The sequence below is a fragment of the Streptomyces sp. CY-1 genome, assembly GCF_047218265.1.
Lineage (GTDB): Bacteria > Actinomycetota > Actinomycetes > Streptomycetales > Streptomycetaceae > Streptomyces > Streptomyces niphimycinicus.
The window spans coordinates 3,454,714-3,481,588 of the sequence record NZ_CP178393.1 but is presented as its reverse complement, the minus strand read 5'-3'; the positions used below and the strand labels follow the sequence as shown (position 1 = coordinate 3,481,588).

The 26,875-nt window shown below is 71.1% G+C and carries 23 protein-coding genes; 14 read left to right on the top strand and 9 right to left on the bottom strand.

All coding sequences use genetic code 11. The features are described from left to right. Nucleotides 1–264: 264 nt before the first annotated feature. Together ACK1X7_RS15030 and ACK1X7_RS15025 are read right to left on the bottom strand one after the other, a co-directional pair. A complete protein-coding gene (locus ACK1X7_RS15030) occupies nt 265–3,399 on the bottom strand; it encodes an alpha-N-acetylglucosaminidase TIM-barrel domain-containing protein (protein WP_413115163.1) in 3,135 nt (1,044 codons plus the stop codon). Between the two features lie 115 nt (nt 3,400–3,514). Next, a complete protein-coding gene (locus ACK1X7_RS15025; protein WP_014060135.1) occupies nt 3,515–4,162 on the bottom strand; it encodes a LuxR C-terminal-related transcriptional regulator in 648 nt (215 codons plus the stop codon). Nucleotides 4,163–4,343: 181 nt separating this feature from the next. On the opposite strand from ACK1X7_RS15025, the gene ACK1X7_RS15020 reads away from it, so the two are divergent. Continuing rightward, complete coding sequence (locus ACK1X7_RS15020; protein WP_413115162.1) at nt 4,344–5,747, top strand: PT domain-containing protein; 1,404 nt, start codon at nt 4,344–4,346, stop codon at nt 5,745–5,747. Between the two features lie 59 nt (nt 5,748–5,806). Here the strand turns inward: ACK1X7_RS15020 and ACK1X7_RS15015 are convergent, their stop codons facing one another. Beyond that, a complete protein-coding gene (locus ACK1X7_RS15015) occupies nt 5,807–7,081 on the bottom strand; it encodes a sensor histidine kinase (RefSeq protein ID WP_385148417.1) in 1,275 nt (424 codons plus the stop codon). Between the two features lie 238 nt (nt 7,082–7,319). Here ACK1X7_RS15015 and ACK1X7_RS15010 point away from each other — a divergent pair, with 238 nt between their 5' ends. Continuing rightward, a complete protein-coding gene (locus ACK1X7_RS15010) occupies nt 7,320–9,515 on the top strand; it encodes an MMPL family transporter (RefSeq protein ID WP_385148414.1) in 2,196 nt (731 codons plus the stop codon). A gap of 126 nt (nt 9,516–9,641) precedes the next feature. Here ACK1X7_RS15010 and ACK1X7_RS15005 read toward each other — a convergent pair whose 3' ends face one another. Next, the gene (locus tag ACK1X7_RS15005) at nt 9,642–10,241 is read right to left on the bottom strand and encodes a winged helix-turn-helix domain-containing protein (RefSeq protein ID WP_385148411.1); all 600 of its coding nucleotides are present in this window, start codon (nt 10,239–10,241) and stop codon (nt 9,642–9,644) included. Nucleotides 10,242–10,635: 394 nt separating this feature from the next. Here ACK1X7_RS15005 and ACK1X7_RS15000 point away from each other — a divergent pair, with 394 nt between their 5' ends. Together ACK1X7_RS15000 and ACK1X7_RS14995 are read left to right on the top strand one after the other, a co-directional pair. Further along, the gene (locus tag ACK1X7_RS15000) at nt 10,636–11,007 is read left to right on the top strand and encodes a 5-carboxymethyl-2-hydroxymuconate Delta-isomerase (RefSeq protein WP_385148408.1); all 372 of its coding nucleotides are present in this window, start codon (nt 10,636–10,638) and stop codon (nt 11,005–11,007) included. Nucleotides 11,008–11,210: 203 nt separating this feature from the next. Next, complete coding sequence (locus tag ACK1X7_RS14995; protein WP_390792897.1) at nt 11,211–11,651, top strand: SPW repeat protein; 441 nt, start codon at nt 11,211–11,213, stop codon at nt 11,649–11,651. Nucleotides 11,652–11,787: 136 nt separating this feature from the next. Here the strand turns inward: ACK1X7_RS14995 and ACK1X7_RS14990 are convergent, their stop codons facing one another. Beyond that, nucleotides 11,788–12,501 (bottom strand): DUF2848 domain-containing protein, encoded by a 714-nt coding sequence (locus ACK1X7_RS14990; RefSeq protein ID WP_385148402.1) that lies wholly within the window; start codon nt 12,499–12,501, stop codon nt 11,788–11,790. Between the two features lie 224 nt (nt 12,502–12,725). Between ACK1X7_RS14990 and ACK1X7_RS14985 the strand changes: the two genes are divergently transcribed. From ACK1X7_RS14985 to ACK1X7_RS14975, 3 genes are all read left to right on the top strand, one after another. Continuing rightward, nucleotides 12,726–14,084, top strand: coding sequence for an MFS transporter (locus tag ACK1X7_RS14985; RefSeq protein ID WP_385148399.1), 1,359 nt, complete (start codon nt 12,726–12,728; stop codon nt 14,082–14,084). A gap of 166 nt (nt 14,085–14,250) precedes the next feature. Then, on the top strand, nt 14,251–15,060 hold the full coding sequence (locus ACK1X7_RS14980) for a carbon-nitrogen hydrolase family protein (protein WP_385148396.1): 810 nt from the start codon (nt 14,251–14,253) through the stop codon (nt 15,058–15,060). Continuing rightward, nucleotides 15,057–15,437: a cupin domain-containing protein gene (locus ACK1X7_RS14975; protein ID WP_398159344.1), complete on the top strand. Its 381-nt coding sequence runs from the start codon at nt 15,057–15,059 to the stop codon at nt 15,435–15,437. Before ACK1X7_RS14980 ends, ACK1X7_RS14975 begins: the two co-directional genes overlap by 4 nt. Nucleotides 15,438–15,519: 82 nt before the next feature. On the opposite strand, the gene ACK1X7_RS14970 is transcribed toward ACK1X7_RS14975, so the two are convergent. From ACK1X7_RS14970 to ACK1X7_RS14960, 3 genes are read right to left on the bottom strand one after another with little or no spacing between them, the layout of a single operon-like run. Further along, nucleotides 15,520–16,152, bottom strand: a complete 633-nt coding sequence (locus ACK1X7_RS14970) for a GntR family transcriptional regulator (RefSeq protein ID WP_385148390.1) — start codon at nt 16,150–16,152, stop codon at nt 15,520–15,522. A 56-nt stretch (nt 16,153–16,208) separates the two neighbouring features. Next, complete coding sequence (locus tag ACK1X7_RS14965) at nt 16,209–17,636, bottom strand: carotenoid oxygenase family protein (RefSeq protein ID WP_385148387.1); 1,428 nt, start codon at nt 17,634–17,636, stop codon at nt 16,209–16,211. Then, nucleotides 17,633–18,688 (bottom strand): medium chain dehydrogenase/reductase family protein, encoded by a 1,056-nt coding sequence (locus ACK1X7_RS14960; RefSeq protein ID WP_413115161.1) that lies wholly within the window; start codon nt 18,686–18,688, stop codon nt 17,633–17,635. The genes ACK1X7_RS14965 and ACK1X7_RS14960 overlap by 4 nt, the downstream gene beginning before the upstream one ends. 120 nt (nt 18,689–18,808) lie before the next feature. On the opposite strand from ACK1X7_RS14960, the gene ACK1X7_RS14955 reads away from it, so the two are divergent. Next, complete coding sequence (locus ACK1X7_RS14955) at nt 18,809–19,519, top strand: TetR/AcrR family transcriptional regulator (RefSeq protein ID WP_390792902.1); 711 nt, start codon at nt 18,809–18,811, stop codon at nt 19,517–19,519. Nucleotides 19,520–19,602: 83 nt separating this feature from the next. Next, the gene (locus ACK1X7_RS14950; RefSeq protein WP_390792903.1) at nt 19,603–20,112 is read left to right on the top strand and encodes an inorganic diphosphatase; all 510 of its coding nucleotides are present in this window, start codon (nt 19,603–19,605) and stop codon (nt 20,110–20,112) included. Nucleotides 20,113–20,177: 65 nt separating this feature from the next. Here the strand turns inward: ACK1X7_RS14950 and ACK1X7_RS14945 are convergent, their stop codons facing one another. Then, a complete protein-coding gene (locus tag ACK1X7_RS14945) occupies nt 20,178–21,116 on the bottom strand; it encodes an alpha/beta fold hydrolase (RefSeq protein WP_413115160.1) in 939 nt (312 codons plus the stop codon). A gap of 303 nt (nt 21,117–21,419) precedes the next feature. Here ACK1X7_RS14945 and ACK1X7_RS14940 point away from each other — a divergent pair, with 303 nt between their 5' ends. From ACK1X7_RS14940 to ACK1X7_RS14920, 5 genes are all read left to right on the top strand, one after another. Continuing rightward, nucleotides 21,420–22,010, top strand: a complete 591-nt coding sequence (locus ACK1X7_RS14940) for a TetR/AcrR family transcriptional regulator (RefSeq protein WP_390792905.1) — start codon at nt 21,420–21,422, stop codon at nt 22,008–22,010. A gap of 94 nt (nt 22,011–22,104) precedes the next feature. After that, complete coding sequence (locus tag ACK1X7_RS14935; RefSeq protein WP_385148369.1) at nt 22,105–22,743, top strand: LysE family translocator; 639 nt, start codon at nt 22,105–22,107, stop codon at nt 22,741–22,743. A 445-nt stretch (nt 22,744–23,188) separates the two neighbouring features. Further along, entirely contained in the window at nt 23,189–24,409 is a 1,221-nt protein-coding gene (locus tag ACK1X7_RS14930) for an Ig-like domain-containing protein (protein ID WP_413115159.1), read from the top strand. 131 nt (nt 24,410–24,540) lie between these two features. Beyond that, nucleotides 24,541–25,890 carry a hypothetical protein gene (locus ACK1X7_RS14925; RefSeq protein ID WP_413115158.1) on the top strand — a complete coding sequence of 450 codons (1,350 nt, stop codon included), beginning with the start codon at nt 24,541–24,543 and terminating at the stop codon, nt 25,888–25,890. A 371-nt stretch (nt 25,891–26,261) separates the two neighbouring features. After that, nucleotides 26,262–26,849, top strand: coding sequence for an Ig-like domain-containing protein (locus ACK1X7_RS14920; RefSeq protein ID WP_385158356.1), 588 nt, complete (start codon nt 26,262–26,264; stop codon nt 26,847–26,849). Nucleotides 26,850–26,875 lie beyond the last annotated feature (26 nt).

Here is a 26,875-nt window from a genome sequence, read left to right as displayed (position 1 = left end):
CACGTGGCAGGGGCTCCGCCCCTGGCCCCTCGCGTCGACGAGCCGACCGTCGCCGCCGTGAACTCCCGCACCGGCGGGCTGATCGCGGTCGGCACGCCGACGCGGCGGATGACCGGGCGGACGCCCGTGCACATCCGGGTCGTCCGGCCGGGGCCTGGGGCGGAGCCCCAGTTGAGGGAAGGGGCGGGGAGGGGAACAGCCCGCCGCAGGCGTCACCACCCGCCGGACACCCCCGAGCCCCGCCCCGCCACCGGCGCCACCCCGCTACGGCGTACCGCTCTTCCAGCCGCTGAACTCGACCGTCCCCCGCACCCCCGTGCCTCCGTTCGCCGCCGTCATGAAGATTCCGGCGTCCTGCGCGGCCGCCCCGCCCGGTGCCGTGACCGTGGCCACCTTCCGCCAGGTCGCACCGTCGTCGGTGGACAGCTCGCCGGTGTAGGAGGTGGCCGCGGTGCGGGTCAGCCGGAGCAGGACGGGTGCCTTGACGCCGGTGATCCGCTGGTAGGTGTCCAGCGTGCCGTCGCCGCTCGAGTCGTAGGACAGGACGACCCCGTTGGCCGGGGTGACGGAGAGGTTCACAAAGCCGGGGGAGCCCGCCGTGGCGAGGTCGTCGCGGACGATGATCCCGGCCCGCGCCCAGGGCCCGGTGGCCGCCTGGGCGGTCACCTTCACGGTGATGGCCGTGCCCACCGTGAGGACGCCATCGCGGTAGACGGAGCCGAATTCGGCGGTGCCCTTCCACAGGTCCTGGCCCGCGCCGTCGATCGCGAACCGCTCGTCCAACTGCCCGAAGACCGCACCGCTGTTGGTGACCGTCCGCAGGCCGTCCGCCAGCGGTCCGGCGATCCACAGCGTCCCGGTGCGCACGGCCCGCACCCGGTCCTCGCCCCGTGGCCCGTAGGTGACGCCCAGCTCGTACGGCAGCGGCTTGAGCGGGTGCTCCAGCGGCTCGTTTGGCGCGGTCGCGCGCCAGCGGACCTCGCCCGTGCCGCCCGCGGGGACGCCGGGCAGCCGGGTCGGCCCGTCCGGGGCCGGGTCCAGGCCGGTCACGGTGAGGTCGAAGTCGACGCGGCCGGTGGGACGCAGCCCGTTGACGTTGCGCAGGGCGGCGGTGAGGGACGCGGTGCCGCCGGGCGGCAGGGCGGCGGGCTCGGCGGTGACGGTCAGTGTGCCCTGGTAGGGGGCCTTGGCCAGCGCCTCGTACACCCGCTGGGCGGTGCGATGGGCGTCCGCCGTCGGCCGCACGGGATAGCTTGTGCGCTCCCGGGTCCACGGCTGCTCGACGGCGAACCAGTCGAAGGAGCGCGGGGGGCGGTTCTCGGCCAGCGCGTCCTCCAGCTCGTCCAGATAGGACTGCCACTGGGGGAGGTGGAAGTCGGCGATGAGGCCGCTCCAGTCGCGGTTGGCGTAGTTGGCCAGCTTGCCGCCGTCCGCCGTGGCGCGGTCCGCCCAGGTGGTGATGAGGGTGCGCGCGGCCCGCTCCAGTTGGGCCGACTCCTCCTCGCCCGACGCCATCCGCTTGGCGTCCTCGAGCCACGGGCCCAGCAGGAACCGCCGGTGGGCGCCGGTCATGTCGTCGCTGAGCCGCATCAGTTTGAGCCACAGCCGGGCCAGCGTCCGGAAGGCCGTGCGGTCCTTACGGCCGTAGGCGTCCTGGAGTTGGGGGATGAGCTGCCAGGAGCGGTTGGCGAGCGCCTGCCGGGCGATGTCGGTGAGGTCATGGCGGTAGGCGTCGCTGTCGCGCAGCCCGGTCCGTACGCCCAGCAGCGCCGCGAAGGCCACATCGAAACCGGCCGGGTCGAAGGCGGGGGTGTGGGTCGCGTAGTTGGTGCCCGAACGTGCGGTCAGGGAGGGGCGGGCGGCGAAGACCGAGTCATGCGGGCGGCCGTCCTTGCTGCTGATCTCGTACGCGGTGTCGCGCAGCGCGGCGAACGCCTCCCGGGCCTTGCCGTCCCGTCCGCCGTAGCGCACATCGGCGTACGAGCGGAACCACTCGGCCCGGTCCACCGCCTCCTCCCGCCACGCCAGCTCGCTGAACAGCTCGAACGCGGCCGGATCCCGCTCGGCCGCCTCCGGCATATAGGCCGTGCCGACCAGCTTGCTGCCCGGCTTGTCGCGCCATACGGTGAACCGCTTCGTCCACATATGGGTCTTGGCGCCGATCGTGGTGCGGCCGCCGAAGTTGGGGATGGTGCCGAACGCGTACGGCACCGCGCCCCAGTCCTTCTCCCGGTCGGTGACGGTGTCCAGGTCCGAAAGACCGTCCACCACGAGCATCCGGTCGTGGTCGACGGCGTCCAGCAGATCGCGGCGGGGGTTCTCCTGCCAGCCGAGGATCACCCAGATGGCGCCGGGGCGGGCGGTCCGCAGCGCGGTCTCCACCGCGCGGGCGGCGTCGGGCACCGGGACGTCGCCGGGGTCGCCGCCCTCGTGCAGCAGATCCATCTTGAACAGCTCGGCCTCGCCGAACAGTTCGCGCTGATGGTGGTAGAAGGCGGCGGCCACCTTCCGGAAGGACTCGGTGCGCGGATCGAGCCAGTCGGGCCGCCTGAGCCCGTTCCAGTCGCCCTGCGGGACCGTACGGGCCTCCGGGTTGTGGTCCGCGAAGCCGTCGGGGACGGTGCCGAAGTAGCCGGGGAACACCGGCCGCATGCCCAGCTCCCGCAGCCGGTCGGCGATCCGCCGCCCCAGCTCGGTGCGCTTGGCCAGGAGCGCGGTGGAGACCGGGCCGCCGTATTCGCTCATGTTCTGAAGCAGCCACCACGGCTGGTGGGAGGGGGCGGGAAGCCAGGTGCGCGCCTCGGTCTCGGTGTAGCCGAACTCCTGGAGCAGCCGGTGGTAGACGGCCTCCTGACCGGCGGTGACCAGCAGTTCGTTGCAGCCGTGCAGGGCCGCGACGTCGATCAGGTGCTCCCAGCGGTCCCAGTCGGCGAACGGCGCGGTGTAGCCGTCATGCGTGTCGTTGAACGCGAAGCGGTGCGGCAGCGCGGTGGAGTGGGTGAGACGCCGGGCGGGCGCGGGCAGCTTCTCCGGCAGGTTGAGCTGATCGCCGGACCAGGTGAGCTGGGCGTGGCAGGTGTACTTGAGATACCAGTGCACGCCCGTGAGCAGCACCGCCGGGCTGGTGCCGGAGACGGTCACCCGCCCCGCGGACCCGTCGACCTCGAACCGCTCCTCATCGCCCCGCTTGGTCAGCGCCACCAGCCGGAACTGCCCGGCGTGGGCCGGAAGCAGCCGTCGCAGGGCGGCCCGTGCGGGGGCGGTGTCGAATGCGGTCACGGCGGTGTCCTGTGCGTTGTGCGGCTCATCGGCCACCGCGGGGATGCGGCTCCCCAGCGTGGCCCCGGCCCCGAGTGCTCCGGCGGTTCCGATCAGCGTGCGTCTGCTCAGGTCGCTCATGCGCCCCCCATCGGACAACGGCCAATGCGTCGTATGAAGAAGGCACTTAACCAGCGTTATGGGGTGGGAGCAATGGGGCGCACGGGAAGGTGCCGGTTCCCGGGGCCATGGACCATCAGCCCCGGTCCAGGTAGGCCAGCACCGCCAGCACCCGGCGGTTGTTGTCGTCCGACGGCGGCAGCCCGAGCTTTCCGAAGATGTTGGAGGTGTGCTTGGCCACCGCCCGCTCGGTGACGAAGAGCTGCGCCGCGATCGCCGTATTCGACCGCCCCTCCGCCATCAGCTCCATCACCTCCAGCTCCCGCGGCGTCAGCCGTCCCAGCGGCTTGTCCTGGGCGCGCCGGTCCAGCAACTGCGAGATCACCTGCGGATCCATCGCCGTACCCCCGGCGGCGACCCGCCGCACCGCGTCGATGAACTGATCGGCGTCGAAGACCCGGTCCTTGAGCAGATATCCGATGCCGCCGCTGCCGTCCGCGAGCAGCTCCCGCGCGTACAACTGCTCCACATGCTGGGACAGCACCAGCACCGGCAACCCCGGCCGCGCCCGCCGGGCCTGTAGCGCGCACTGGAGCCCCTCATCGCTGAACGACGGCGGCAGCCGCACATCCACCACCGCGACATCCGGCTCCAGCTCCGCCAGCGCCTTGCTCAGCTCGGGCCCGCTCTCCACGGCCGCCACGACCTCGAAGTCGTACGCCTCCAGCATGCGGACCAGTCCGTCCCGCAGGAGGAAGAGGTCTTCGGCGAGGACAACGCGCACGGCGGCTCCAAGACTTCGTCGGGCCCCTGGGGTGGGGGACGTGACCGAATCCGACGAATGTACCGCTGTGCCGTGAGCGGGAGGGGATCAGCGGCCCGGGCGGGGAACCGGTCTGCCGGATTCTGCGTAATGTCCTCTTGACACGCTGCCGGCTGGTGGCGGGCGAACGAAGGGGGAGCCGGTGCTGGGTCGGGTGCGGGTGATGGTGGGCGTGGCGGTGTCGCTTTCGGTGGCGCTGGTGGCGTGCGGGCCGGAGAAGGAGAAGGAGTGGACGGGGGCGGCGCCTTCGAAGGGGTCCGCGGCCGAGGCCGCGCGGTTCGCGCCGTTGGTGCGGCTGGCCAAGGGGGAGTCGCTGTTGCCGATGGACGCGACGCGGTTCATCGGGCGGTCCGCGCTGCGCTTCGACCACGACGGCTTCTGCCGTGACGAGGGACCGGTGGCCGATCCGCCCGACCCGCGGCGGTTGGGGAGTAAGGACAGTCCCTACAAGCACGCGGACGTGCAGCCGGGGAAGTCCTCGTCCAAGCCGGTGTCCTGCCCCGGACACGGGGACAAGTGGCACACCTCGACCGAGGCCGACGGCGGTTTCTATCTCGACCCGCCGAAGGAGGTGCGGAAGGGCGAGGGCACCGACGCGCCGGTCTACTGGGAGTACCACAACCACAAGACCGACCCCAAGCGCGCGGCGTACGTCTACTGGTTCTTCTACGCCTACAACAGCCTGACCCCGGGCAACCGGCACGAGGGCGACTGGGAGCGCGTCGCGGTCCAGATGCGCGACGGCAAGCCGGAGGCGGTGACGTTCGCGAAGCACGGCAAGGACACGTGCAGCGTGAAGTGGTCGGAACTGGATCCGCGGGACGGGCATCCGACGGTGTACTCGGCGCGTGGTTCACACGGCTCCTATCCGACCGATAAGAACCAGTGGGTGAACGGCACGCTCGATCGGCCCTCGAAGGGCGGCGCCGAGTGGCGCACTTGGGAGCACGCCCGCCCTGTCGACCGCGAGCCCTGGTGGGGGTACGCCGGGTGGTGGGGGTCGCAGCAGCATGTGAGCGGGTTCAACGGGCCGATGGGCCCGCGCCCGGGGCGTCTGCTGTCGGGCATCTTCACCAACGACAGTTGCGGGCCCGCCGACAAGAAGCCGACGGATCCGCCCAAGGACCAGCCCACGGAACAGCCCACGGGCCGGCCCACGGGTCAGCCCACGGAACAGCCCACGGACCAGGCCGCGCCCAGGACGAAGGAGGGGGCGATCCGGCGGTACGAGGAGTATCTGCACGCCGTGGGCCGGGAGGACATCAAGACGGTCTGCGAGGTGGCCGGGCCCGCGGCGAAGCAGGCGGAGGACCAGGGGTTCGGTCCGTGCACGTCCACGTTCCTCGTCACGTTCCAGATGATCTCGCCTACGCAGAAGAAGGCTCTGCGGACCGCGACGGTCGACCCGCAGAAGGTCGCCGTACGAAGCCCCGCCAAGATCGACATTCCGGCCGATGCGGTCAAGGCCACCGTCACCTTCTCCGAAAGCGAGATCGGCACCAGCACCCTGGAGTACATGAAGGACGACTGGTACATCACTGACTGAGTGCGCGCGGCGCTCCGGATTCCCCCCGCCCGAGCGCCCCTCGTGATCCGCGCGGCGGGTCACCTGGTGGCGCCCTGCGCCGAGAGTGCGCAGGGGATCTCCATCGTCACCATGGTCGGCCCGCCGCTCGGGCTGCTGACCGCGAGGACCCCGTCGAAGGTGCCCAGCCGCCGCTCGACCCCGCTCAGCCCGCCCTCCGGGGTGATCTGGGCGCCGCCGCGGCCGTCGTCGGTCACGGTGATGCGCAGCATGCCTTCCGCGTGGTGCACATCCAGCCACATCCGCGAGGCGCCCGCGTGCTTCGCCGCGTTGGTCAGCACCTCGCTGACCGCGAAGTAGGCGGCCGACTCGACCGGTTCATCGGCCCGGCCCGCCAGCTCCACGTCCACCTCCACGGGCACCGCCATCCGCAGCGCCAGTGCGCGCACCGCGTCCCCCAGGCCACGCTCGGCCAGGACGGGCGGATGGATGCCGCGGACCAGGTCGCGCAGCTCGGCCAGGGCCTCGGCGGAGTTCGTACGGGCCGCGGCGAGCAGTTCCTTGGCCTTGGCCGGGTCCTTCTCGATCAGGGCCTCCACGGTGCCCAGGCTCATGCCCATGGCGACGAGCCGGGCCTGGGCGCCGTCGTGCAGATCGCGCTCGATGCGGCGCAGTTCGGCGGCGGAGGTGTCCACGGCGTCATGCCGGGTCTCGGTGAGCCGCCGTACCCGCTGCTCGAGCGCCATCTGCGGGGTCGGGTCCAGGAAGGCGCGCGCCAGCAGGAAGTGGCCGCGCAGCAGGAGGGGGGAGACGGTGGCCCCGAGCGCCATGAAGCCGATGCCGAGCGGTACGGCGAGGAGGGCCGTCCCCTGGGAGTCGATGGGGAGGAACGCGTACCAGTAGGTGCCGCCCGCGTCCACGATCGGCTGCCACACCCCGGCGGCCAGGACGAACCCCTCGATCCCGTACGGCACGAGGGCGAAGGCCAGCAGCGAGATGGCGTATCCGGCCGTCATGTCGACCTGAAGCCACAGCAGATCGCGCCAGGTGGCCGGGTCCTTCAGCAGGAAGGTGCACAGCTCCACCTGCCCGGTGATCCCGGCGCGCCGGTCGGTGGGCAGCGGGCGGTACGGCGCCCGGATGGTGACGCCGGACCAGGTGGCGGCCAGGAGCCGGCGCCGGTTGGCGTGTGCGCGCACCGCCTTGATCAGGGGAGGGGTGGTGAGGACGCCCAGGCCCAGCGTGATGAAGGCGATCGACACGATCGTCAGCACGGACAGGATGATCGACACCAGCGCGAGCCAGGAGACGGCGAACCCCCGTGCGCAGGCCGTCAGCGCTCTGCGTCCGTTCATCCTGAGTCCCCCTCGCTGGTCGGATCCTCGTGCCCGTGTCGTCGGGCCACCTCAGTGTGTCAGCGCCCCGCGGCCCGGACACGGGGGCAGGGCTCCGTCCCGGGGTGTACCTGGCACCACCTCCCTGCCTCGCCCTATGGCTCGGCGACTGGGTGGCTGCCCGGCTGGGGCGCGGACCTGCGGTTTTCTAGCTTCGTGGCATGACCTGTTCCGTCCGTACCGCACGGGGAGAGACGCCATGAGCGCAACGAGGAAGGGCCTGGCCGTGCGGCTGGGTGGGTGGAGCACTCGCCACCGCAAGACCGCGATCGTCGGATGGCTGCTGTTCGTCGTGGTCGTCGCCGTGGTCGGCGGAATGTCGGGGTCCCGGCAGATGACCAACTCCGAGAACGGTACGGGCGATTCCGCACGTGCGGAGAAGATCCTGGAGGACGCCGGCCTCCAGACCCCGGCCGGGGAGATGGTGATGCTGCGCGGCGACCGCCCGGACGGCTGGCGGGACGCGGCCCGCGACCTTGTGGCGCGACTGGAGCGGACGGGTGAGGCGGTGCGCATCCAGCCGCCGGTGCGCTCGGAGAGCGGACGGGAGGCCCTGATCAGTTTTGAGATGAAGGGCGACCCGGACACCGCCGGGAAGCGGGTGGAGCCGGTCGTCGAGGCGGTGCAGAAGACCGAGTCGGCCCATCGGGGCATCGTGGTCCACGAGTTCGGCGACGCCACCGCCCAGCACCGGCTCGACGACATGCTCACCAACGACTTCAAGAAGGCGGAACTGACCGCCGTGCCGCTGGCGCTGGGCATTCTGCTGGTGGTCTTCGGGGCGCTGGTGGCCGCCCTGCTGCCGGTGCTGCTCGCGGTGACCGCCTGCGTCGGCACCTTCGGACTGCTCGCCCTCGTCAGCCACAAGCTGCCCATGTTCGACTCCACCACCTCGGTGATGTTCCTGGTGGGCCTGGCCGTCGGCGTCGACTACTCGCTGTTCTATCTGCGGCGGGAGCGCGATGAGCGGGCCGCGGGCCGGGACGCGGAGACCGCGCTGCGGATCGCGGCCGCCACCAGCGGCCGGGCGGTGCTGATCTCCGGGGTCACGGTCATGCTGGCGATGTCCGGGATGTTCCTGTCCGGGCTGCTGCTGTTCCACGGCTTCGCGGTCGCCACCATCCTGGTCGTCCTGATGGCGATGCTCGGCTCGGTGACCGTACTGCCCGCGATGCTGTCCTGGCTGGGCGACCGGATCGACGCCGGGCGGGTGCCGCTGCTGAACCGCCGCCGGAAGAAGGGCGTGCACAGCAGCGGTGGCGTCACCGTCAAGCTGATGCGGCCCGTCCTGGCCAGGCCGAAGCTGTTCGCCGTCGTATCGGGCGCGCTGCTGCTGGCGCTGTCCGCGCCCGCCCTCGGGATGAAGACCGAACAGCTCGGCATGGACAAGCAGTTCGGCTCCGACGCCCCGATCACCGTGGCCTACCAGGAGATCACCGGCGCCTTCCCCGGCGGCCCCGCCCCGGCCGAGGTGGTGCTGCGCTCCGACGAGATCGCCTCGCCCCGCTTCGAGACGGCCGTCGCGGACTTCAAGAAGGAACTCGCCGCCTCCGGGCGGTTCGGCAGGACGGTCGACGTCGAGGCGCACCGTACGAAGGGGGTGGCCCGGATCGAGGTGCCGCTGGCCGGGGACGGTCAGGACGCCACTTCCCGGCGCGCCCTGGACACCCTCCGGGACGATCTGGTGCCGAAGATCCTCGGACCGGTCTCCGACCAGGTGTATGTGAGCGGTGAACTCGCCGGGAGCCGCGACTTCAACGACCAGCTCAAGACCGATATCGCACCGGTCTTCCTCTTCATCGCCGCCGTGACCTTCGTTCTGATGCTGCTCTGCTTCCGGTCGTTGCCGATCGCCCTCGTCTCGATCGTGCTCAACCTGCTGTCGGTGGGCGCCGCGTACGGCACCATGACCGCCGTCTTCCAGCACGGTTGGGGCGCGGAGCTGCTGGGGATGGAGCCGGCCGGGGCGATCGAATCGTGGATGCCGCTGTTCGTCCTCGTCATCCTCTTCGGGCTGTCGATGGACTACCACGTCTTCGTGGTCTCGCGGATCCGGGAGGCCCATGAACGGGGCCTCGCCACCCGGGACGCGATCCGCGAGGGCATCCGGACGACGGCGGGCTCGGTCACCGGGGCGGCCACCATCATGGTCGCCGTGTTCGCGGTCTTCGCGCTGCTGCGGATGCAGGACATGCAGCAGATGGGTGTCGGGCTCGCGGTCGCGGTGCTGGTGGACGCCACGCTGGTGCGGATGGTGCTGCTGCCCTCGGTGATGGCGCTGCTGGGGGAGCGCAACTGGTATCTGCCGCGCGCCCTGCGGTGGCTGCCGAGCATCGACCACGGCGAGGAGCCGGTGGAGCGGCCGCGGCCGCCGCTGGTGGGGGCGGGCCGCTGAGCGGGGGTCCGCATCCGGGTCCGCATCCGGGTACGGATCCGGGTATGCGTCCGGATACGCGTCCGCCGTGCCGGACAGGCTTCTGGTCTGTCCGGCACGGCGGGCGTCATGGGTTCATGGATACGGTCAGACGGTGGGCACGTACTTGTACCCCACCCGCCGCACCGTCACGATCGTCCCCCGGTGCTCGGGGCCCATCTTGCGGCGCAGCCGGGCCACATGGACATCGACGGTCCGGCCGTCGCCGACATGGCCGTACCCCCACACCGTGGTCACGAGCTGATCGCGGGAGTGCACCCGGTGCGGATGGGCGACGAGATGGCTCAGCAGCTCGAACTCGAGGTAGGTCAGCTCCAGCGGCCGCCCCGCGACCTCGGCGGTCCGGTGGTCGGGGTCGATCCGGATCAGCTCGTCACCCGTCTCGCCCGTCTCGCTCGTTTCGCCCGTCACCGCCGGTATTCCCTCCGGGGGCGGCCCCGCCGCCTGGGACCGCTGTCGGTCGGCCGGGACCAGCACCAGATAGCCGACCATCGGCGGATGGCCGGGGAGCGTGGGCAGGGTGTGCGGGGGAGCGGGCAGCCAGGTGGCGCCGGGGTGCAGCAGATCGGCGACCGGCGGCACCTCGTCCGGTGCGACGGCTCGCAGCCGCTGGCGGTTCGCCGGAGCGGACGTTGCCGAAGGGGTGGCGGGAGCGGAGGCGGACGACAGGCTACGGAGGTTCGTCATGAGGTCGGCTCTTTCGCGCGAGAAGGCGTCAATGGACGTCGTGCGCGCGGGCTGGGCGGCCGGGCGGAGAGGTCAGCGGCCGAGCGAGCGGGCCCGCGCATCGGATGCGCGGCAACACTCGCGGTCGAAGTGGTGCGCCTGCCGGGACGGCCAGAACGGCTCGAGGTCGTAACGACCCGTCGCGGTGTCATGGAGGCTGGCCATGGGCCTATTGAAGCAGATACCGGGGTCGGGGCTGAAGTGGAACCGAGGCGGATACGGGGCTGGGGCCGAAGCGGATGGCGGGCCCGGGGTGCTCGGCCGTGGAGTGGGAAGAGGTGCGACGATGCCCGCGTAAGAGGCCCCACGCGGCAGCGCCACCGGCCGCCGCGTACCCCTGGAGGAGCGCAAGCCCATGCCGCACATCATCGTCGAATACTCCGACACCCTGACCGACGCGTTCGACCGCCCCGGCTTCGGTGCCGCCCTGCATCCGGTGGTCGCCAAGACCGTCGACACGGCGGTGGCGGGCTGCAAGACCCGCTTCCGGCGGATAGAGGAGGCCCATCTCGCGGACGGCGCCGCGGACCTCGCCATGATCCATATCGAGGTGTCCATCCTGTCCGGGCGCGACGCCGGGACCAAGCGGGAGCTGTCCGCCGCCGTGCTGGAGGTGGCCCGTGCCCATATGGCGCCCGTGCCGGGGCTGACCGTGCAGACCACCGTCGATGTCCGCGACCTCGACCGTGACTGCTACGAGAAGCACGAGGCGGTCCATCCGGCCTGACGCTCCCCCTGCCTCCCGCCGCGGCCCCCTGCCTGCCGTGCCTCCCGTGCGACGCATGTCGTACGGCGGCCGATCGCGAACTGTACGTCATTCGATGCGAATCCGACATCTACCTATATAGCAACGCGAGGCGCACAATGGGGGTGCGGTGTTTTTACCGCACTGCGCGGTCGGACTTGCATGGATCGAAGGAGGCGAGTCGCATGGCCGACGTCTCACGTGCGAAAGGTGATCTTACGGGCCACCCCGACGTGTCCGAGATGCGGGAGCGCTACGCGCGCATGATGGACGCTCGGGATGTTGTCTTCCTCGACGGGCCGGTGCTTCTCGCCGGTCTGTACTTCGCCATATCTCCCTGGGTGGTGCACTTCTCGGGCACCAGCCCCAACCTCATGGTCAACAACCTCGTCCTCGGTATCGCGATCGCCCTGCTGGGCATCGGCCTCACCACGGCGCCGAGGAGGATGTACAGCCTGTGCTGGGCCATGTCCGCGATCGGTGTATGGATGATCATCTCCCCCTGGGTGGTGGCCCGGGGTCCCGATATCGGAATGATCGTGAACAATGTCGTCGTGGGTGCCGTCACCTGCCTGTTCGGCCTGATCGCAGCCGGCATGGTGATGCGGAAGGGCAGGGAGACCTGACCGGACGCTGAATCACTGAACGGTCTGCGTATCGGCGAAGGCCGTCCACCGCACGCCTCTCGGGGTCGTGCGGTGGGCGGCCTTCGCGCGTTACCGGTGCTTTTCGCGCGTTGCCGGTGACCGGGGGCGGGCCGTCTCAGCCGATCGGCTCGGGCAGCGGGACCACGTTGTAGGAGCAGTCGATGGTCCGGCCGGTGGCCGGGTCGCCCAGCTCCACCCGCCAGCGCCCGGCGAACTGGTCCACGTCCTCGGCCATCGGGATGGTGCCGGAGATCAGCACGGTGCCGGGCACCAGGTCGCCGCGTTCGCGCAGCACCTCGACCCAGTAGGACGGCGGCAGCAGCTCGGCCAGGGTGCCGCTCTGCACCTCGGTCTCCTCACCGTCGTGAGTGACCCAGGCACGGAGCGTCAGATCGTCCAGGCGGGACTCCACATCGGAGAGCCGCCAGGCGCGGGTGGCCAGCACATCGGGGGCCGCGTTCTTGCTCCAGGCCACGCCGTGCACCTCCAGCGCCCGGTCGGTGTGGTCACAGGCCGCCGTCAGCAGCAGCTCCCCGTCCGCGGCCACGACCAGCGCCCACTCGGCCTCGCCCGAGGTGCGGGCGTGCTGGACGCTGACCTGGCCGGTCTGCTGGGCGAGGTAGGGGGAGACGGGGTAGAGGGCGGGCGTCACGGAGGGGGCGGGTACGCCCAGCTCGGCGAGCTCGGCGACATGGGCGGCCACATCGTCCTGGCTGCGTCCCGCGTAGCCCGCGTTGAGCACCTGGACGACCTCCACATGGTGGAGGGAGCCATCGGGGAGTTCGAAGGTGAGCGAGGACCGGGCGGGCTGGGTGGGCTGCGACGTCATGGGCTGTGCTCTCCAAGGCGCGGTGGGGCGATGTGCTCTTCGGCGATCTGCTGTTTCTGCGATTTCGAAGCGGTTAACTTCCCCCGGAGGGGTTGCGCATACGCTTGGTATACAACAAGTATGCCGGAAGGTCGACCCACGCACACCCCCGACCATCTCATCGCACCACCGTGCAAACGCCACGTACCATCACGTAAGCCTCACGCACCATTCGAGGACGGAACATGCAGCCCACCGCATCGAGCGCACCGCCCCGGGCCGACCGGTCCGGGGTCCGCCGCGCCTTCGTCGCCAGCCTCACCGGCACCGCCCTGGAGTGGTATGACTTCGCCGTCTACTCCGCCGCCGCGGCCCTGGTCTTCGGCGACCTCTTCTTCCCCTCCAAGGACCCCTTCACCGGGACCCTGCTGGCGTTCTCCACCTACGCCGTCGGCTATGTGTCCCGGCCGCTCGGCGGCTTTGTCTTCGGCCGCCTCGGCGATGTCATCGGCCGCAAAAAGGTGCTCATCGCGACGCTCGTGCTCATCGGCAGCGCCACGCTGCTGATCGGGCTGCTGCCCACCTATGCCACGGTCGGCGTCGCGGCCCCCGCCGCGCTGGTGCTGCTGCGCTTCGCCCAGGGCGTCGGCGTCGGCGGTGAGTGGGGCGGTGCGGTGCTGCTGTCCAGCGAGTTCGGCGATCCGCGGCGACGCGGCTTCTACGCCTCCGCCGCGCAGGTCGGCCCTCCGGCGGGCAATCTGCTGGCCAACGGCGTCCTGGCCGCGCTGGGCGCGCTGCTGACGGAGGACCAGTTCCTGAACTGGGGCTGGCGGGTGGCGTTCCTGCTCTCCGGCGCCCTGGTGGGATTCGGCCTGTGGGTCCGCGCCAAGCTGGAGGAAACCCCGGTCTTCAAGGCGATGGAGGCCGCGCAGGACCGCCCGGAGGCGCCGGTGCGCGAGGTGTTCACCACCCAGCCGAGGGCGCTGACCGCCGCGATCCTCTGCCGGGTCGCCCCCGATGTGCTGTACGCGATGTTCACCGTCTTCGTGCTCACCTACGCCACCGAGGAACTCGACATGTCACGCGGCTCGGCGCTCACCGCCGTGCTGATCGGCTCCTCGCTACAGATCGTGCTCATCCCGCTGGCCGGGGCGCTCTCGGACCGCGTCAACCGGCGGTGGCTGTACGCGGGCTCCGCCGTCGCCGCCGGTGTCTGGCCGTTTCTGTTCTTCCCGCTGGTCGCGGACGGCAGTTGGGCGCTGCTCACCCTCGGGGTCGTCGGCGCGCTGGTGATCCACTCGCTGATGTACGGGCCGCAGGCGGCCTTCGTCGCCGAGCAGTTCTCCCCGCGGCTGCGCTACACCGGCTCCTCGCTCGCCTACACCCTCGCCGGGATCATCGGCGGCGCGGTCGCGCCACTGCTCTTCACCGCGCTGCTGGGGACCTATCACACCTGGGTGCCGCTGGCCGTCTACATCGCGCTCACCGCCGCGGTCACGGTGACGGGTCTCTGGCTGGGCCGGGACCCCTCCGCCGCCGAAGAGGAGGAGCCGGAGCCGCTTCCCGTCGGCCGCGCCACCTCCTCCACCACCACCGTGTCCTGACTGTTCCGTCCTGTCCTGTCCGTCCCTCCGTGGAGCTGTAAAGCGAGCCGTGCCGGGGAAGGGGCGGGATGGGATCACATACGCGGGACGGACCGCGTATCCCCGCCACCCCGGTACCCCGCCTACACTCCGACCCTCCCGACCAGGAAATGAGGCAGCACCCGCCATGCCCCTCCGCATCGCACTGAGCCAGCTCACCACGGGCCCGGACCCGGCCTCGAACCTCGCCCTGCTGCGCCAGGAGACACGGCGGGCGGCGGAGGCCGGGGCGCGGCTGGTCGTCTTCCCGGAGGCGGCCATGGCCTGCTTCGGCACCCAGCTCGGCCCGATCGCCGAACCGCTGGACGGGCCCTGGGCCACCGAGGTCCGGCAGCTCGCGAAGGACGCCGGGCTGGTGATCGTGGCCGGGATGTTCACCCCGGCGCCCGATGGCCGGGTGACCAACACCCTGCTGGCCACCGGCCCGGGGGTGGAGACCTCCTACGACAAGATCCATCTCTATGACGCCTTCGGCTTCGCCGAGTCCAAGACCGTGGCACCGGGCTCCGAGGTGGTGACCTTCGACCTCGACGGCGTCCGGATCGGCCTGGCCACCTGCTACGACGTACGGTTCCCCGAGCTCTTCCGGGCCCACGCCGACGCGGGCGCGGTGCTCTCCGTGCTGCCCGCCTCCTGGGGCGCGGGTCCCGGCAAGCGCGAGCAGTGGGAGCTGCTGACCCGCGCGCGGGCGCTCGACGCCACCATCTGGCTGGCGGCCGTGGGCCAGGCCGACCCGGCGGCGTCCGGCGTGACCCCTGCGGCCTCCGCCCCCACCGGGATCGGCCACAGCGCCCTGATCGGCCCCGACGGCACCGTACGGGAGCGGCTGGACGCGGGGCCCGGGATGCTGGTGGGGGACGTGGACACCGATGAGGTCACGGCGGTGCGCCGCACGGTGTCCGTGCTGGCCAACCGCAGGCTGGGGGTAAACCCGTGAGCGGCGCCAACGAGGCCGAAGGGGCCAAACCGGAGCTCGAATTCCATCTGCCCTCCGGGCCCTGGCAGCGGCCGCCGGGCGCGGGCGCGGGGGTCAGCGAACAGATCCTGGCCGTGGACGGGAGCGGCACCCACGCCACCGCCCTGGTGCGCTGGGAGCCGGGAACGGACACCTCCCCGTCCGGGGTCGCCCGCCACGACGGCTGGGAGGAGGTCTATCTCCTGGAGGGCAGCATGCGCGATCTGACCCTGGGGAAGACCTTCTCGCGCGGCTTCTACGCCTGTCGCCCCCCGGGGATGCCGCATGGCCCCTGGATCTCCGAGGAGGGCGTCACCATGCTGGTGATCACCTATCCGGAGGCCCCCGCCGAGCGGTGACGCACCGGTCCGGGCGCCGGGCGGTGACTTACCCGTCCGGCCGCCGGGCGGTGGCTCACTCGTCCGGCCGCCGGGCCGGGAGTCACCCGGTGAGCAGCACCTTCAGGGTCGACTCCAGATGGGCGCTGATCGCCGTGCGGGCCGCCTGCATGTCCCCGGAGGCCACCGCGTCCAGGATCGCCCGGTGCTCGCCGAGCACCTCCTCCTGGCGGCCGGTCTGGTTGTACAGGGCCACCACTCCGGCCCGGATCTGGCGGCTGCGCAGCCCCTCGTAGTGCCGGCTGAGGAGTTCATTGCCCACCGCGGCGACCATGGTCGCGTGGAAGAGGTGGTCGATGGCGATGAACTCCTTGGCCTGGTCCGGCCCCATCAGCTCGCGCTGCCGGTCCAGCAGCTCCACCAGCTTCGCGACCGGCACCGTGCCCGCCTCGATGGTGTGCTCGGCGGCGTAGCGCTCGACGATCCCGCGCAGCTCCATCAGCTCGGTGATCTCCCGGCCGGAGAGCGGGGCGATATGCGCACCCCGCTTGGGGACGAGCTGGACCAGGTCCTCGGCCGCCAGCAGGAGCAGGGCCTCACGGATCGGGGTCCGGGAGATGCCGATCCGGTCGGCGATCTCCTGCTCGGTGAGGAATCGGCCCTGCATGTCAGGATCGGTCAGCACGGTTTCCTTGAGGAACGCGTACGCCTTTTCTCGTCCGGACTGCGCTGGCACTGGGCCCCCATGCTGCTTCGCAAACAACTTCGCATACAACTCGTATACGAAAATTATCACGGACCGGTGGCCGGGTCGGGGATCCAGGAGCCGTGGATCCCCGCGGGGACGCGGTGGGGCAGCTCCACGGTGGCGACGGGGGCGGCCGTGATGTCCCGGGCGTCCAGGACGATCAGTTCGGAGGCGTCCCGGCGGAGGTCGCTGACGAGGGTCAGAAGATAGCCGTCGTCCTCGCCTCCTCCTCCGCCCACTCCGCCGCCCCCATCCGCGGGCACGAACACCGCCTCCCCGGGCATCCGGCCCGGTCCGGTCGGCGCTATCTGCCGGGCTCCGGTGGCCGCGTCGTACTTGACCAGGGCGTACTCCTCCAGTCCGCTGCCGGGGAAGGCGACGGCGTAGCCATAGCGGCTGGGCCGCCCCAGCACACCGTCGTTGATCGTGGGGAACTCGGTGACCAGGTCGTCCAGCGGCTCCTCCCGTGCCGTGCCCGAGGAGGGGTCGAGGATCCAGCGGTGGTGCAGGGAGCCGACCAGCGGGACCGCGGCGTGGCCCGGGGCGCCGGTCCACCACTTCCAGGAGGTCTGCCAGGCGGCCCGGTCATAGCGCGGCCCCTCGACGACGATGCGGCCCGCCGGATCCTCATAGGCGTTGGCGATATGCAGCAGGGCGCCGGGCTCCACCTCGCACCAGGTGACATGGGGCGGCCCGGTGCGCGGCATGAGCCCGATGCGCGGCCGGTAGCCATCGGACCAGCGGTAGGGGATCCCGGAGCGCTCGGCGGGGTCGAAGACCACCGGCAGATCCAGCCACACCACATAGCGCTCGGTCAGCCCGAAGTCGTGCATCAGCGAGGGCCCCGCGCCCTCGATGGTCTCCTCGCGGACGATATGGCCGTCGGGGGACGCGACGTAATAGACGAGATGGGGCGCTGACGGGGAGTACGAGAAGAAGTGCAGCTCCCCGCTGACCGGATCCTCCTTGGGGTGCGCCGTCATGGCCCGGGTCAGCCTTCCCCCGAAGTCGTAGGCGCCGACCGTGGCCAGCTCGGCGGTCAACTCATAGGGGAGATTGGCCTCCTGGAGGGCCAGCACCCGGCCCGCGTGCTCGATCACATGGGTGCCGGCGACGCTGGCGATGAGATCCGCCGCGCCGTCCGCCCCTTCGCCGCCCGAGTCCATTCCCTCGCCGCCGGGGGCGGCCCCTTCGCCGCCCGTGGCCGTCTCCATGGCGCTGTGCAGGGCCGGTGTCCGCACCCAGCGATTGCGGTACCACTCCGCTCTTCCGTCGCGCAGCCGCAGCCCATGGACCATGCCGCTGCCCTTGAACCAGTGTGACGGCACCACCCCGGGCGGGGGGTTATGGCCGTTGCGCAGATAGCGGCCGGTCAGCTCGGGAGGCAGGGAGCCGTGGACGGTGAGGCCCCAGACGGTCGACTCCACCGCCATCGGGGCGTAGTGACCGCTGACATAGGGCTTGCCGCTCATCGCGTGCCCTCCTCGCCGCCCCGGCGGGCGTCCTGGTCCGCGACCAGGACGACCTTTCCGGTGACGGTGCCGGACTCGGCCAGCCGCATCGCCTCCGCGGCATCGGAGAGCGGTATCCGCGCCGCCACCAGTGCGGTGAACTCACCGCTCGCCAGCAGCGCCAGCACCTGCCCCAGATCGGCGCGGATCCGCGCCTGGTAGGCGGCCGGCCGCCGCCGTCCGGCCCAGAGGTTGTAGAAGTGCGCCCCCCGTCCGTTGGGCAGCAGATTCCACAGGGCCAGCCGGGCGAACAGCTTGAGCACCGGGGTCCGGGACGATCCGGGGACGTCCCGGGTGGCCGCCGTGCCGTAGGAGACCAGCGTGCCGCCGCGGGCGAGCAGCCGGTAGGAGTCGACGATGCCCTCGCCGCCGATGTGGTCGAAGACCGCGTCGACCCCGCCCGGCGCCAGCGCGCGCACCCGGCCGGGCAGATCCGGATCGCGGTAGTCGAGCGGGGTGGCGCCGAGGGCGCGCACCGCGTCGTGATGGCGGGGCGAGGCGGTGCCGATGACCTTGACGCCCGCATGGCGGGCGAGCTGGACCAGTGTGGTGCCCACTCCGCCGTTGGCCCCGTGGACCAGCACGGTTGCCCCGGGGCGCACCTTGGCCACACGGTGGAGCATCTGCCAGGCGGTGATCCCGTTGACCACCACCGTCTCGGCCTCGGCCGGGTCCACCCCCTCGGGGACCTCCACCAGATCGCCTGCTTCGACGAGGGCGTGGCTGGCCCAGCCGCCGATCTTCGTGAGCGCCGCGAACCGGCGTCCCCGCAGGGCCGGATCCACCCCGGGGCCGGTCGAGACCACCCTGCCCACCAGGTCATAGCCGGGCACGAAGGGGAACGGCGGCTGGTCGTAGTACTTCCCCCGGCGCATCTGCTGCTCGGCGAAGGAGACCCCCGACGCCTCGACGGCCAACAGCGCCTGCCCGGGACCGGGCTCGGGCAGCGGACGGGTGCGGAGCTGGAGCCCCTCCGGCTCCACCTGGCCCGGCAGAACGACTTCGGTGATCATGGCGGATCTCGCTTTCCTGTGAGGCGTTCTCGTTGTTGTGAGAGCTTCTAACCAAACAATGAACCTGTTACTCTCGAAGTGTCAAGTCCGAGATCGACGACCCGTACGAGAGGCCCGCCCATGGCGACACCACGGCGAGAGCGCTACCGCAAACAGACCCGGGAGGAGGCCAAGGCCGTGGCCCTGGCCCAGCTCTCCGAGTCGGGCACCGCCGGCATCTCGGTGAACGCGATCGCGAAGGCGATGGGCATGACCGGCCCCGCGCTCTACCGCTATTTCGCGAGCCGGGACGAGCTGCTGACCGAGCTGATCATCGACGCCTACCGCGATCTGGCCGAGACCCTCGCCCGGGCCGTCGCCGACGCCGTCCCCGCCGACCGCTTCCGCGCCCTGGCCCTCGCCCTGCGCGACTGGGCGAAGCGGCAGCCCGACCGCTATCTGCTCATCTACGGCACCCCGGTGCCCGGTTACCACGCGCCGCCGGAGACCACCGAGATCTCGGCCGGGCTGATGCGGACCATCGTCGACGCCTGCGCCACCGTCGGCGGCGCCGGTGCCGGTGGCGGCGTCGCCGAGGGGAGTGGCGCCGCCATGAGCGGCCGGCAGCCCCTCACCGAGCTCGAGGCCGAGCTGGCTCGCCATCTGGAGGGCGCGGGCCCTTGGACGGTCGGGGAGGAGCCCGGTGGCGAGCTGAAGGGCCGTGCGCTGCGCACCTGGACCCGGCTCCACGGCGTGATCAGCCTTGATGTGCAAGGCCAGTTCACGGGCATGGGCTTCGATCCCTCGGTCCTCTTCGAGGCCGAGATCGACGCCCTCGTGCGGGGTGGCTGAGATGCCCAGGTCCGAGCTGCCCGCCCTGCCGGCCGGGCGCACACTGGAAGGACAGCGGAGCGCACGGGTGACCGGAGGCCGCGATGGAGCACGGTGAGTTCGATGTGGTCGTGGAGATCCCGGAGGGGTCCCGCAACAAGTACGAGATGGACCATGACACCGGCCGGATCCGGCTGGACCGGATGCTGTTCACCTCGACGAAGTACCCGGCCGACTACGGCTTCGTCGACCTCACCCTCGGCCGGGACGGCGATCCGCTGGACGCCCTCGTCACCGTCGCCGAGCCGACCTTCCCCGGCTGTGTCATCCTCTGCCGCGCCATCGGCATGTTCTGCATGAGCGATGAGCAGGGCCCGGACGAGAAGATCCTCTGCGTCCCGGCCCATGACCCGCGCTATGTCGGCGTCCAGGACATCGAGGACGTCCCCGAATTCGACCGGCGGGAGATCACCCACTTCTTCGAGGTCTACAAGGACCTCGAGCCCGGCAAGTCCGTCGAGGGCTCCCACTGGGAGGGCCGTGACCGGGCCTACGCCGAAATAGCCGCCTCCCGCGCCCGCGCCGCCGAAACCGGCTGGTTCCCGAGTCCCTGACCACCAGGACCGGCGTGCCTTCGCGCGGACTGGGGTGGTGTGCGGTCGGGCAGGTCCGACCGGTGTCAGTCGCCGTCGAGGATGAAATCGGCTACAGCGGCAGCGACGGCCTCGGGCTGCTCATCGGGGATGAAGTGGCCGGCGTCGGGCACGACGACTCCGGTGACGTCGTCGGCCCATGGGCCGATGGAGGACGCCATGTCCGGGATGGAGCCGTGGCTGCTGGAGATTCCGAGTATGGGCACGGTCAGGTGCTGTCGCTTGAGCGCCTCGTGGTTCTTGCGCGCCGACTCGGCGGAGTCTCGGTAGTAGGCGAGGGAAGCACGGAGGCCACCGTCGACGGCGACGGCCGCTGCGTAGTGGTCGAGTTCGGCGTCCTCGAACGTGTCGGGAGAGAGGGCCTTCACTTTCAGGAACCAGCCGACGTAGTCCCGTTCGCGGCCGGCAAGCAGGGTCTCGGGCAGGTCGGGCACGAGGTGGAACGCGAAATGCCAGGTCTTCCACGCCCGATCCGGGTCGGTGGGAATCGCCTCGGGGAGGGTGATGCCGGGAATTCCGGCGTCGAGCAAGGCAACCCCGCGCAGTTGGCTTTCGAATTTGAGTGCGAGGGAGAAAGCGACCCAGGCGCCGATGTCGTGGGCGACCAGCCAGTAAGTCGACACTCCGAGAGCCTTCACGGCGGCGTGGACATGCGCGGCGACCGTGTGCGTGTCGTAACTGCGCTCCGGACGCTCGGAGTGGCCCTGACCCGGCAGGTCGATCGCGATGACGTGGAACCGGTCGGTGAGGCTGGGCATGACCTTCCGCCATGACCACCAGGTTTGCGGGAATCCGGCGAGCAGGACAATGGCTGGGCCGGTCGGCCGTCCGACTTCGACGGCATGAAGGCGGACGCCGTCGGCGTCAACCCAGCGGTGAGTGAATCCCGCCAGGTCGTGCAGGGGCAGATCGGGGACAGGGTTGTTTTCGCGGACGTGCCGAGCGCTGGTCGCAGGGTCAGTCACGGGGATCCTCCGTCGGTGTTGGGTGTCCTGGTCCGGAGCTTCGCCCCAGGGTTGGGCCCACGAGTGCGGTGCGGATGCCGGGAACGGCCGGCGCGCTGCTCGACGTCCGGGGCCCGACGGCCTGACCGGTGAGGACCAGTAGCGGGACAGGGGTGACGAGCCCGGGCTGGACGAACAATGTCGCGCTGTGGGCGACGCCCGGCCATGACCGTGCTTGGACGCTAGCACATCTTGAACCGACTGGTTCAAGATAGGATGGTCGACGCAGCACGGAACATCGACACACCGGCAAGGAAGTGCCACGTGGCAGGCAAGAAGCAATTCGACATGGACACGGCACTTGACGCCGCGATGATCCAGTTCTGGCGCGCCGGCTACGCCGATACCTCAGTGGACGATCTGTCCCGGGCGACCGGCCTGAACCGCAGCTCCATCTACTCCTCGCTCGGCGACAAGGACACGCTCTTCCTGCGCTGCCTGGATCGCTATGCCGCGCGCTACGGCGACAAGTACGACGCCGCCCTGTCGTGTGCGGCCTCCGAGCCTCTTACGGCCGTTCGTGCGTTCTTCGACGTCACCCTCGCGCGCATCGCCGATCCCGAACTGCCGGACGGGTGCCTGGTCGCCCAATCGGCCATGGCAATTCCGGTGCTGAGCCAGAGCGTCGCGGCACGCGCGAAGGAGGCGCTGGGCTTCCAGCGCTTGCGTCTGCGCGCCGCACTGAAGGCAGGCCGATTCACCGACCAGGACGCCGAGACCTTCGCTGAACACGTGGCCGCCGTGAACCAGTCTCTCGCCGTCATGAGCAGAGCCGGGGCCGGCCCGGCGCAACTCCTGTCCATCGTGGGGGTAACCATCGACGCGCTCTCACAGGCGTCGCGCACCCGCAAGTAGCGCTGCGGACCGGACCGGACGAGACCTCATCCGGCCTCGGATGACCGGAAAAAGGGCTGGAGTCGCGCCCCGCTCGCGTGCTTCGATGCGCCCTATGGTGTCCACCGACCGGCTGCTCGCCTTCGCCGTCATGTCCTTTCTGCTGATCGTGATCCCCGGCCCCAGCGTGCTCTTCGTGGTCGGCCGGGCACTGGCTCAGGGCCGCCGCGCGGCGCTGACCACGGTCATCGGCAATGCGCTCGGGGCGTATGTGCTGGTCGTAGCCGTGGCGCTGGGCGTCGGCTCCGTGGTGGAGCGCTCGGTCGTCGTCTTCACCACGCTGAAGCTGGTGGGCGCCGCGTATCTGATCCACCTGGGCGTCAAGGCCGTGCGGCAGCGCCGCTCCCTGCACGCCGCCTTCACCGGCGAGGGCCCCACCCGCGGGGGCCTGCGCACCCTGTGGGAGGGGTTCGCGGTCGGTGTGGCCAACCCCAAGACGATCGTGTTCTTCGCCGCCGTACTGCCCCAGTTCGTCGACCGTGACCAGGGGCATGTCGCCCTCCAAATGCTGCTGCTCGGCCTGGTCTTCAACGTCATCGCGGTGGTCTCCGACAGCGTCTGGGGCCTGGCCGCGGCCACCGCCCGCACTTGGTTCGCCCGCTCCCCGCGACGCCTCGCCCTGGTCGGCGGCGTCGGCGGACTCTCCATGATCGGCCTCGGTGTCACCGTCGCCGCGACCGGCCGCACCGACTAGCCGCCGACCAGCCGCACATGGGCTCATCCGTCGTCCGGCGGCGGATCGCCCGTTTCCCCCGTTTTCCCCGGTTCTCTCGTTTTCCCCGGGTCCCTCGCTTTCCCCGTTCCGTATGCTTCGGCGCCACGCGTGCGCGGGGGGCCGGGAGACGGGACGCGCGCCGTGCGCGGGGTGGGGGGTGTGCGCCGAGGGAAGAGGCGAGCGCTGGGCTGTATGGGGTAATTCGGGGTGCTTCCCTGGAGTTTGCGGTGTGTCGCGCGCCTACTGGTGCTACAGACCGGTGGGTTCCCCATCTGCCGGGGGACGGCGACCCGGGAATGTTCCCGTGCGGATCGCCGCAAGTGCGCACCCCCGCACCCCCAGCCTCCGATGCACCGCCCCGCGCGCTCGCAGTCGCGCATGGCGAGTAACGGCCCACCATTCCAACCGCTTTGGAGGGCCCGTCATGGCTACACCCACTGTCACCCTGGTCACGGCGTCACCCAACCCCGCGGTCTCCGGGCAGTCGGTCACGCTCACCGCCACCGTCATCCCGCTCGGCACCGGAACCCCCACCGGCACCGTCACCTTCGTGGTCAGCGGTGGCCCCACCCTGACCGGGACGCTGTCGGGCGGGACCGCCTCGGTCACCGTGAGCGGCCTGAGCGGCGGCACCCACATCGTCACCGCCACCTACAACGGCGACGCCAACTTCACCTCGTCCACCGGCACCACGGCCGTCCTGGTGATCCCGGCGTCGACGACGACCACGGTGACCTCGGCGCCGGACCCCTCGACGCTGGGGCAGCCGGTGACGTTCACCGCCACGGTCACCCCGGTCGCGCCGGGCGCGGGCACCCCGGCCGGCACGGTCACCTTCATCATCGGCGGCAGCGGAGGCGGTACGTTCACCCAGCCGCTGTCCGGCGGCATGGCGACACTCAGCCTCAGCACCCTCGGCGTCGGCACCCACACCGTGGTCGCCCTCTACAACGGCAGCACGGACTTCCTGCCGTCCACCGGCACCGACACCCACACCGTGAACCCCGGCCCCGCGGCCACGACCACCACACTGACGTCCTCGGCCAACCCGTCCGTCTTCGGTCAGCCGGTCACGTACACCGCCACGGTCACGCCGACCCCGCCCGCGACCGGCACCCCGACCGGCACGGTCACCTTCACGATCACCGGCACCGGCGGCGGCACATCCACCCAACCGCTGACGGGCGGCACGGCGACGTTCACCACCAGCGCCCCGGGTACGGGGTCGCACACCGTGACGGCCACCTACAGCGGTGACACCAACTTCGCCACGTCGACATCGGCGCCGCTCACACAGGTGGTGAACTTCGCGAACTCCAGGACCTCGATCAGCTCCAACCCCAACCCGTCCGAGGCGGGCACATCCGTCGACTTCGTCGCCTTCGTGGAAGCCATCCCGCCCGGCGACGGCACCCCGACGGGCCTGGTCACCTTCATCCTCACCAACGGTGTGGACACGATCACCACGATCTCCACCCTGGACGCCAATGGATTCGCCTTCCTCGAACGGGCGCTGACGGCAGGCAACTGGGACGTCAGCGCCGTCTACGAGGGGGACGCCAATTTCGGCGCCTCCGGCGTCTCCGAGTACATCCAGGTCGTCACGGAGCCGGACAGCGGCACAGTGACCACCACCATGAGCTGATCCCCACAGCACTGGGCCCCGCCACCGCCGAAAGGGGCAGTGGCCGGGCTCAGCCACGTACATCGGATGTCGACCCGAGCGGAAAAGCCGGATCCACGCATATCTGAACCTTATGCGGGTAATCGCGAGATGTGTCCGTCAAGACGCCGCGATGGGGCACGCTGCTGCTGGCCGTCCTCGTCGCCCTGACGGCGGTGCTGCTCACCGCCGGGGGCGCGGCTGCCGAAACGGATGTGCACAAGATCGGCAAGGCGCTGCGGAACAGCCCCGTATACGTCGATCCCGGCGCCTCCGACGCACTGAGCGCCGGACAGGCGCGCCGCCTGGTGGCACATATCCGCGACGCGGGCGTGCCCGTCTACGTCGCCGTCCTGCCGGACAATCCCGCGTACGGGGGCGAGCGCGTCTTCGGACGGCTGCGGGCCGCCGTCGACCGTCCCGGCATCTACGCGGTGGCCCTCGGCTCCTCCTTCGGGGCCGCCTCCGACACCTCGGTGCTGCCGGGACGCACCTCGCGGGCGCTGGCGGCGCAGAACCTGCGGCAGCACCCGCGCGACCTCGCGGCGGTCCTGAACGGCTTCGTGACCGACGCGGCCAAGGCGGCCCACGACCAGCGCGGCCAGGGGACCGGCGGCGACCAGGGCGCGCGGGACTCCACCGGTATGTCGGTGGGGGACACCGTGGTGGTGCTGATCATTCTGGCCGCCGTCGGCGGAGGCGGTCTCTACCTGCTGCGGCGCACCCGCAAGCAGCTCCGCGAGCGCGAGCGGGCCGAACTGGAGCAGGTGCGCGGCGCGGTCGAGGAGGACATCACCGCGTACGGCGAGAAGCTCGGCCGGACCGGCTTCGACCCGGCCGACCCCGCGTCCACCCCCGAGATGGCGGACGACTACGGCCGCGCCCTGGACGCCTATGAGGAGGCCAAGGCCAAGTCGGCCGCCGCCCGGCGCCCCGAGGACATACGGCCGGTGACCGAGGCGCTGGAGGAGGGCCGCTTCGCGCTGGCGGTGCTCGATGCCCGCCGCGAGGGCGGGCCGCTGCCCGAGCGCCGCCCGCCGTGCTTCTTCGACCCGCGGCACGGCCCCTCGGTCCGGGACGTCCAATGGGCGCCCCCGGGCGGCACCCAGCGCTCCGTCCCCGCCTGCGCCGCGGACGCCACTCGCATCGACGACGGCCTCGATCCGGACTCCCGCACCGTCCCGGTCGGCGGCGACCGGCGGCGCCCGTACTGGGAGGCCGGTCCGGCCTACGGGCCCTGGGCCGGCGGGTACTTCGGCGAATACGGCTCGATGCTGCTGCCCGGACTGCTGATCGGCACACTGCTGGGCGGGTCCCTCGACCCCGGCTACGACACGGGCGACTTCGGTGGTGGCTTCGGTGACGGCGGGGGCGGCGGTGACGCCGGGGGCGGCGACTTCGGCGGTGGTTTCGGCGACGGCGGTGGCTTCGGCGGTGGCTTCGGGGGCGACTTCGGCGGCTGACCCCGGCCCGACGCGCCCGCGGCAGGCCCCGGCACGGCCCCCGGCACACGCGTATGCGCGGTGCGTACGCGGTGCTCCGACCGTGCGGAACGCGCGCCGCACGAAGCGGATGGTGTGCGCGGGGAAGCCCGTCGAGCGCTGCGCTATCCGGGGTAATTAGGCGGCAACTCTCTGGCGGTGGCGGCGAGTCGCGCGCCTACTGGTGCTACAGACCGGTGGGTTCCACATCTGCCGGGGGACGGCGACGCGGGGATCTTCCCGCGTGGATCGCCGTAAGTGCGCACCCCCTAGCCTCCGATGCACCGCCGCGCCGTGTTCCCGCATGCGTGGCGAGCAGCGGCCCACCACCCCACACCACTTGGAGGGCCACCATGGCTACGCCCACGATCACCCTGGTCACGGTCTCACCCCAACCCGCGACGTCCGGCCAGTCGGTCACGCTCACCGCCACCGTCATCCCGCTCGGCACCGGAACTCCCACCGGCACCGTCACCTTCGTCGTCACCGGCGGCCCGACCCTGACCGGGACGCTGACGGGCGGCACCACCTCGGTCACCGTCCCCAGCTTGAGCGTCGGCGCCTACGCCGTCCTCGCCAACTACAACGGTGACACCAACTTCTCCCCCTCCACCGGCGCCAACGTCATCCTCGTCGTCCAGTCGGCGACCACCACATCGGTGTCCTCGGCGCCGGATCCGTCCACGCTGGGGCAGTCGGTGACGTTCACCGCCACCGTCACCCCGGTCGCACCCGGTGCGGGCGTCCCGACCGGAACGGTCACCTTCATCATCGGCGGCTCCGGCGGCGGCGCCTTCGTCCAGCCCCTGTCGGCGGGCACCGCGACGCTGTCCCTCAACACCCTCGGCGTCGGCACCAACCCCGTGGTCGCCCTCTACAACGGCGACACCGGCTTCCTGCCGTCCTCCGGCACCGACACCCAGACGGTCAACGCCACCTGACCCCTCCGCACAAACGCCGAGCCCCC

Excerpts from the sequence above, each read along its gene's own strand:
- ACK1X7_RS15030 (WP_413115163.1), bottom strand. The coding sequence starts at position 3,399 with ATGAGCGACCTGAGCAGACGCACGCTGATCGGAACCGCCGGAGCACTC.
- ACK1X7_RS15015 (WP_385148417.1), bottom strand. The coding sequence starts at position 7,081 with ATGAACGGACGCAGAGCGCTGACGGCCTGCGCACGGGGGTTCGCCGTC.
- ACK1X7_RS15010 (WP_385148414.1), top strand. The coding sequence starts at position 7,320 with ATGAGCGCAACGAGGAAGGGCCTGGCCGTGCGGCTGGGTGGGTGGAGC.
- ACK1X7_RS15005 (WP_385148411.1), bottom strand. The coding sequence starts at position 10,241 with ATGACGAACCTCCGTAGCCTGTCGTCCGCCTCCGCTCCCGCCACCCCT.
- ACK1X7_RS15000 (WP_385148408.1), top strand. The coding sequence starts at position 10,636 with ATGCCGCACATCATCGTCGAATACTCCGACACCCTGACCGACGCGTTC.
- ACK1X7_RS14995 (WP_390792897.1), top strand. The coding sequence starts at position 11,211 with ATGGCCGACGTCTCACGTGCGAAAGGTGATCTTACGGGCCACCCCGAC.
- ACK1X7_RS14990 (WP_385148402.1), bottom strand. The coding sequence starts at position 12,501 with ATGACGTCGCAGCCCACCCAGCCCGCCCGGTCCTCGCTCACCTTCGAA.
- ACK1X7_RS14985 (WP_385148399.1), top strand. The coding sequence starts at position 12,726 with ATGCAGCCCACCGCATCGAGCGCACCGCCCCGGGCCGACCGGTCCGGG.
- ACK1X7_RS14980 (WP_385148396.1), top strand. The coding sequence starts at position 14,251 with ATGCCCCTCCGCATCGCACTGAGCCAGCTCACCACGGGCCCGGACCCG.
- ACK1X7_RS14965 (WP_385148387.1), bottom strand. The coding sequence starts at position 17,636 with ATGAGCGGCAAGCCCTATGTCAGCGGTCACTACGCCCCGATGGCGGTG.
- ACK1X7_RS14960 (WP_413115161.1), bottom strand. The coding sequence starts at position 18,688 with ATGATCACCGAAGTCGTTCTGCCGGGCCAGGTGGAGCCGGAGGGGCTC.
- ACK1X7_RS14955 (WP_390792902.1), top strand. The coding sequence starts at position 18,809 with ATGGCGACACCACGGCGAGAGCGCTACCGCAAACAGACCCGGGAGGAG.
- ACK1X7_RS14950 (WP_390792903.1), top strand. The coding sequence starts at position 19,603 with ATGGAGCACGGTGAGTTCGATGTGGTCGTGGAGATCCCGGAGGGGTCC.
- ACK1X7_RS14935 (WP_385148369.1), top strand. The coding sequence starts at position 22,105 with ATGGTGTCCACCGACCGGCTGCTCGCCTTCGCCGTCATGTCCTTTCTG.
- ACK1X7_RS14930 (WP_413115159.1), top strand. The coding sequence starts at position 23,189 with ATGGCTACACCCACTGTCACCCTGGTCACGGCGTCACCCAACCCCGCG.
- ACK1X7_RS14920 (WP_385158356.1), top strand. The coding sequence starts at position 26,262 with ATGGCTACGCCCACGATCACCCTGGTCACGGTCTCACCCCAACCCGCG.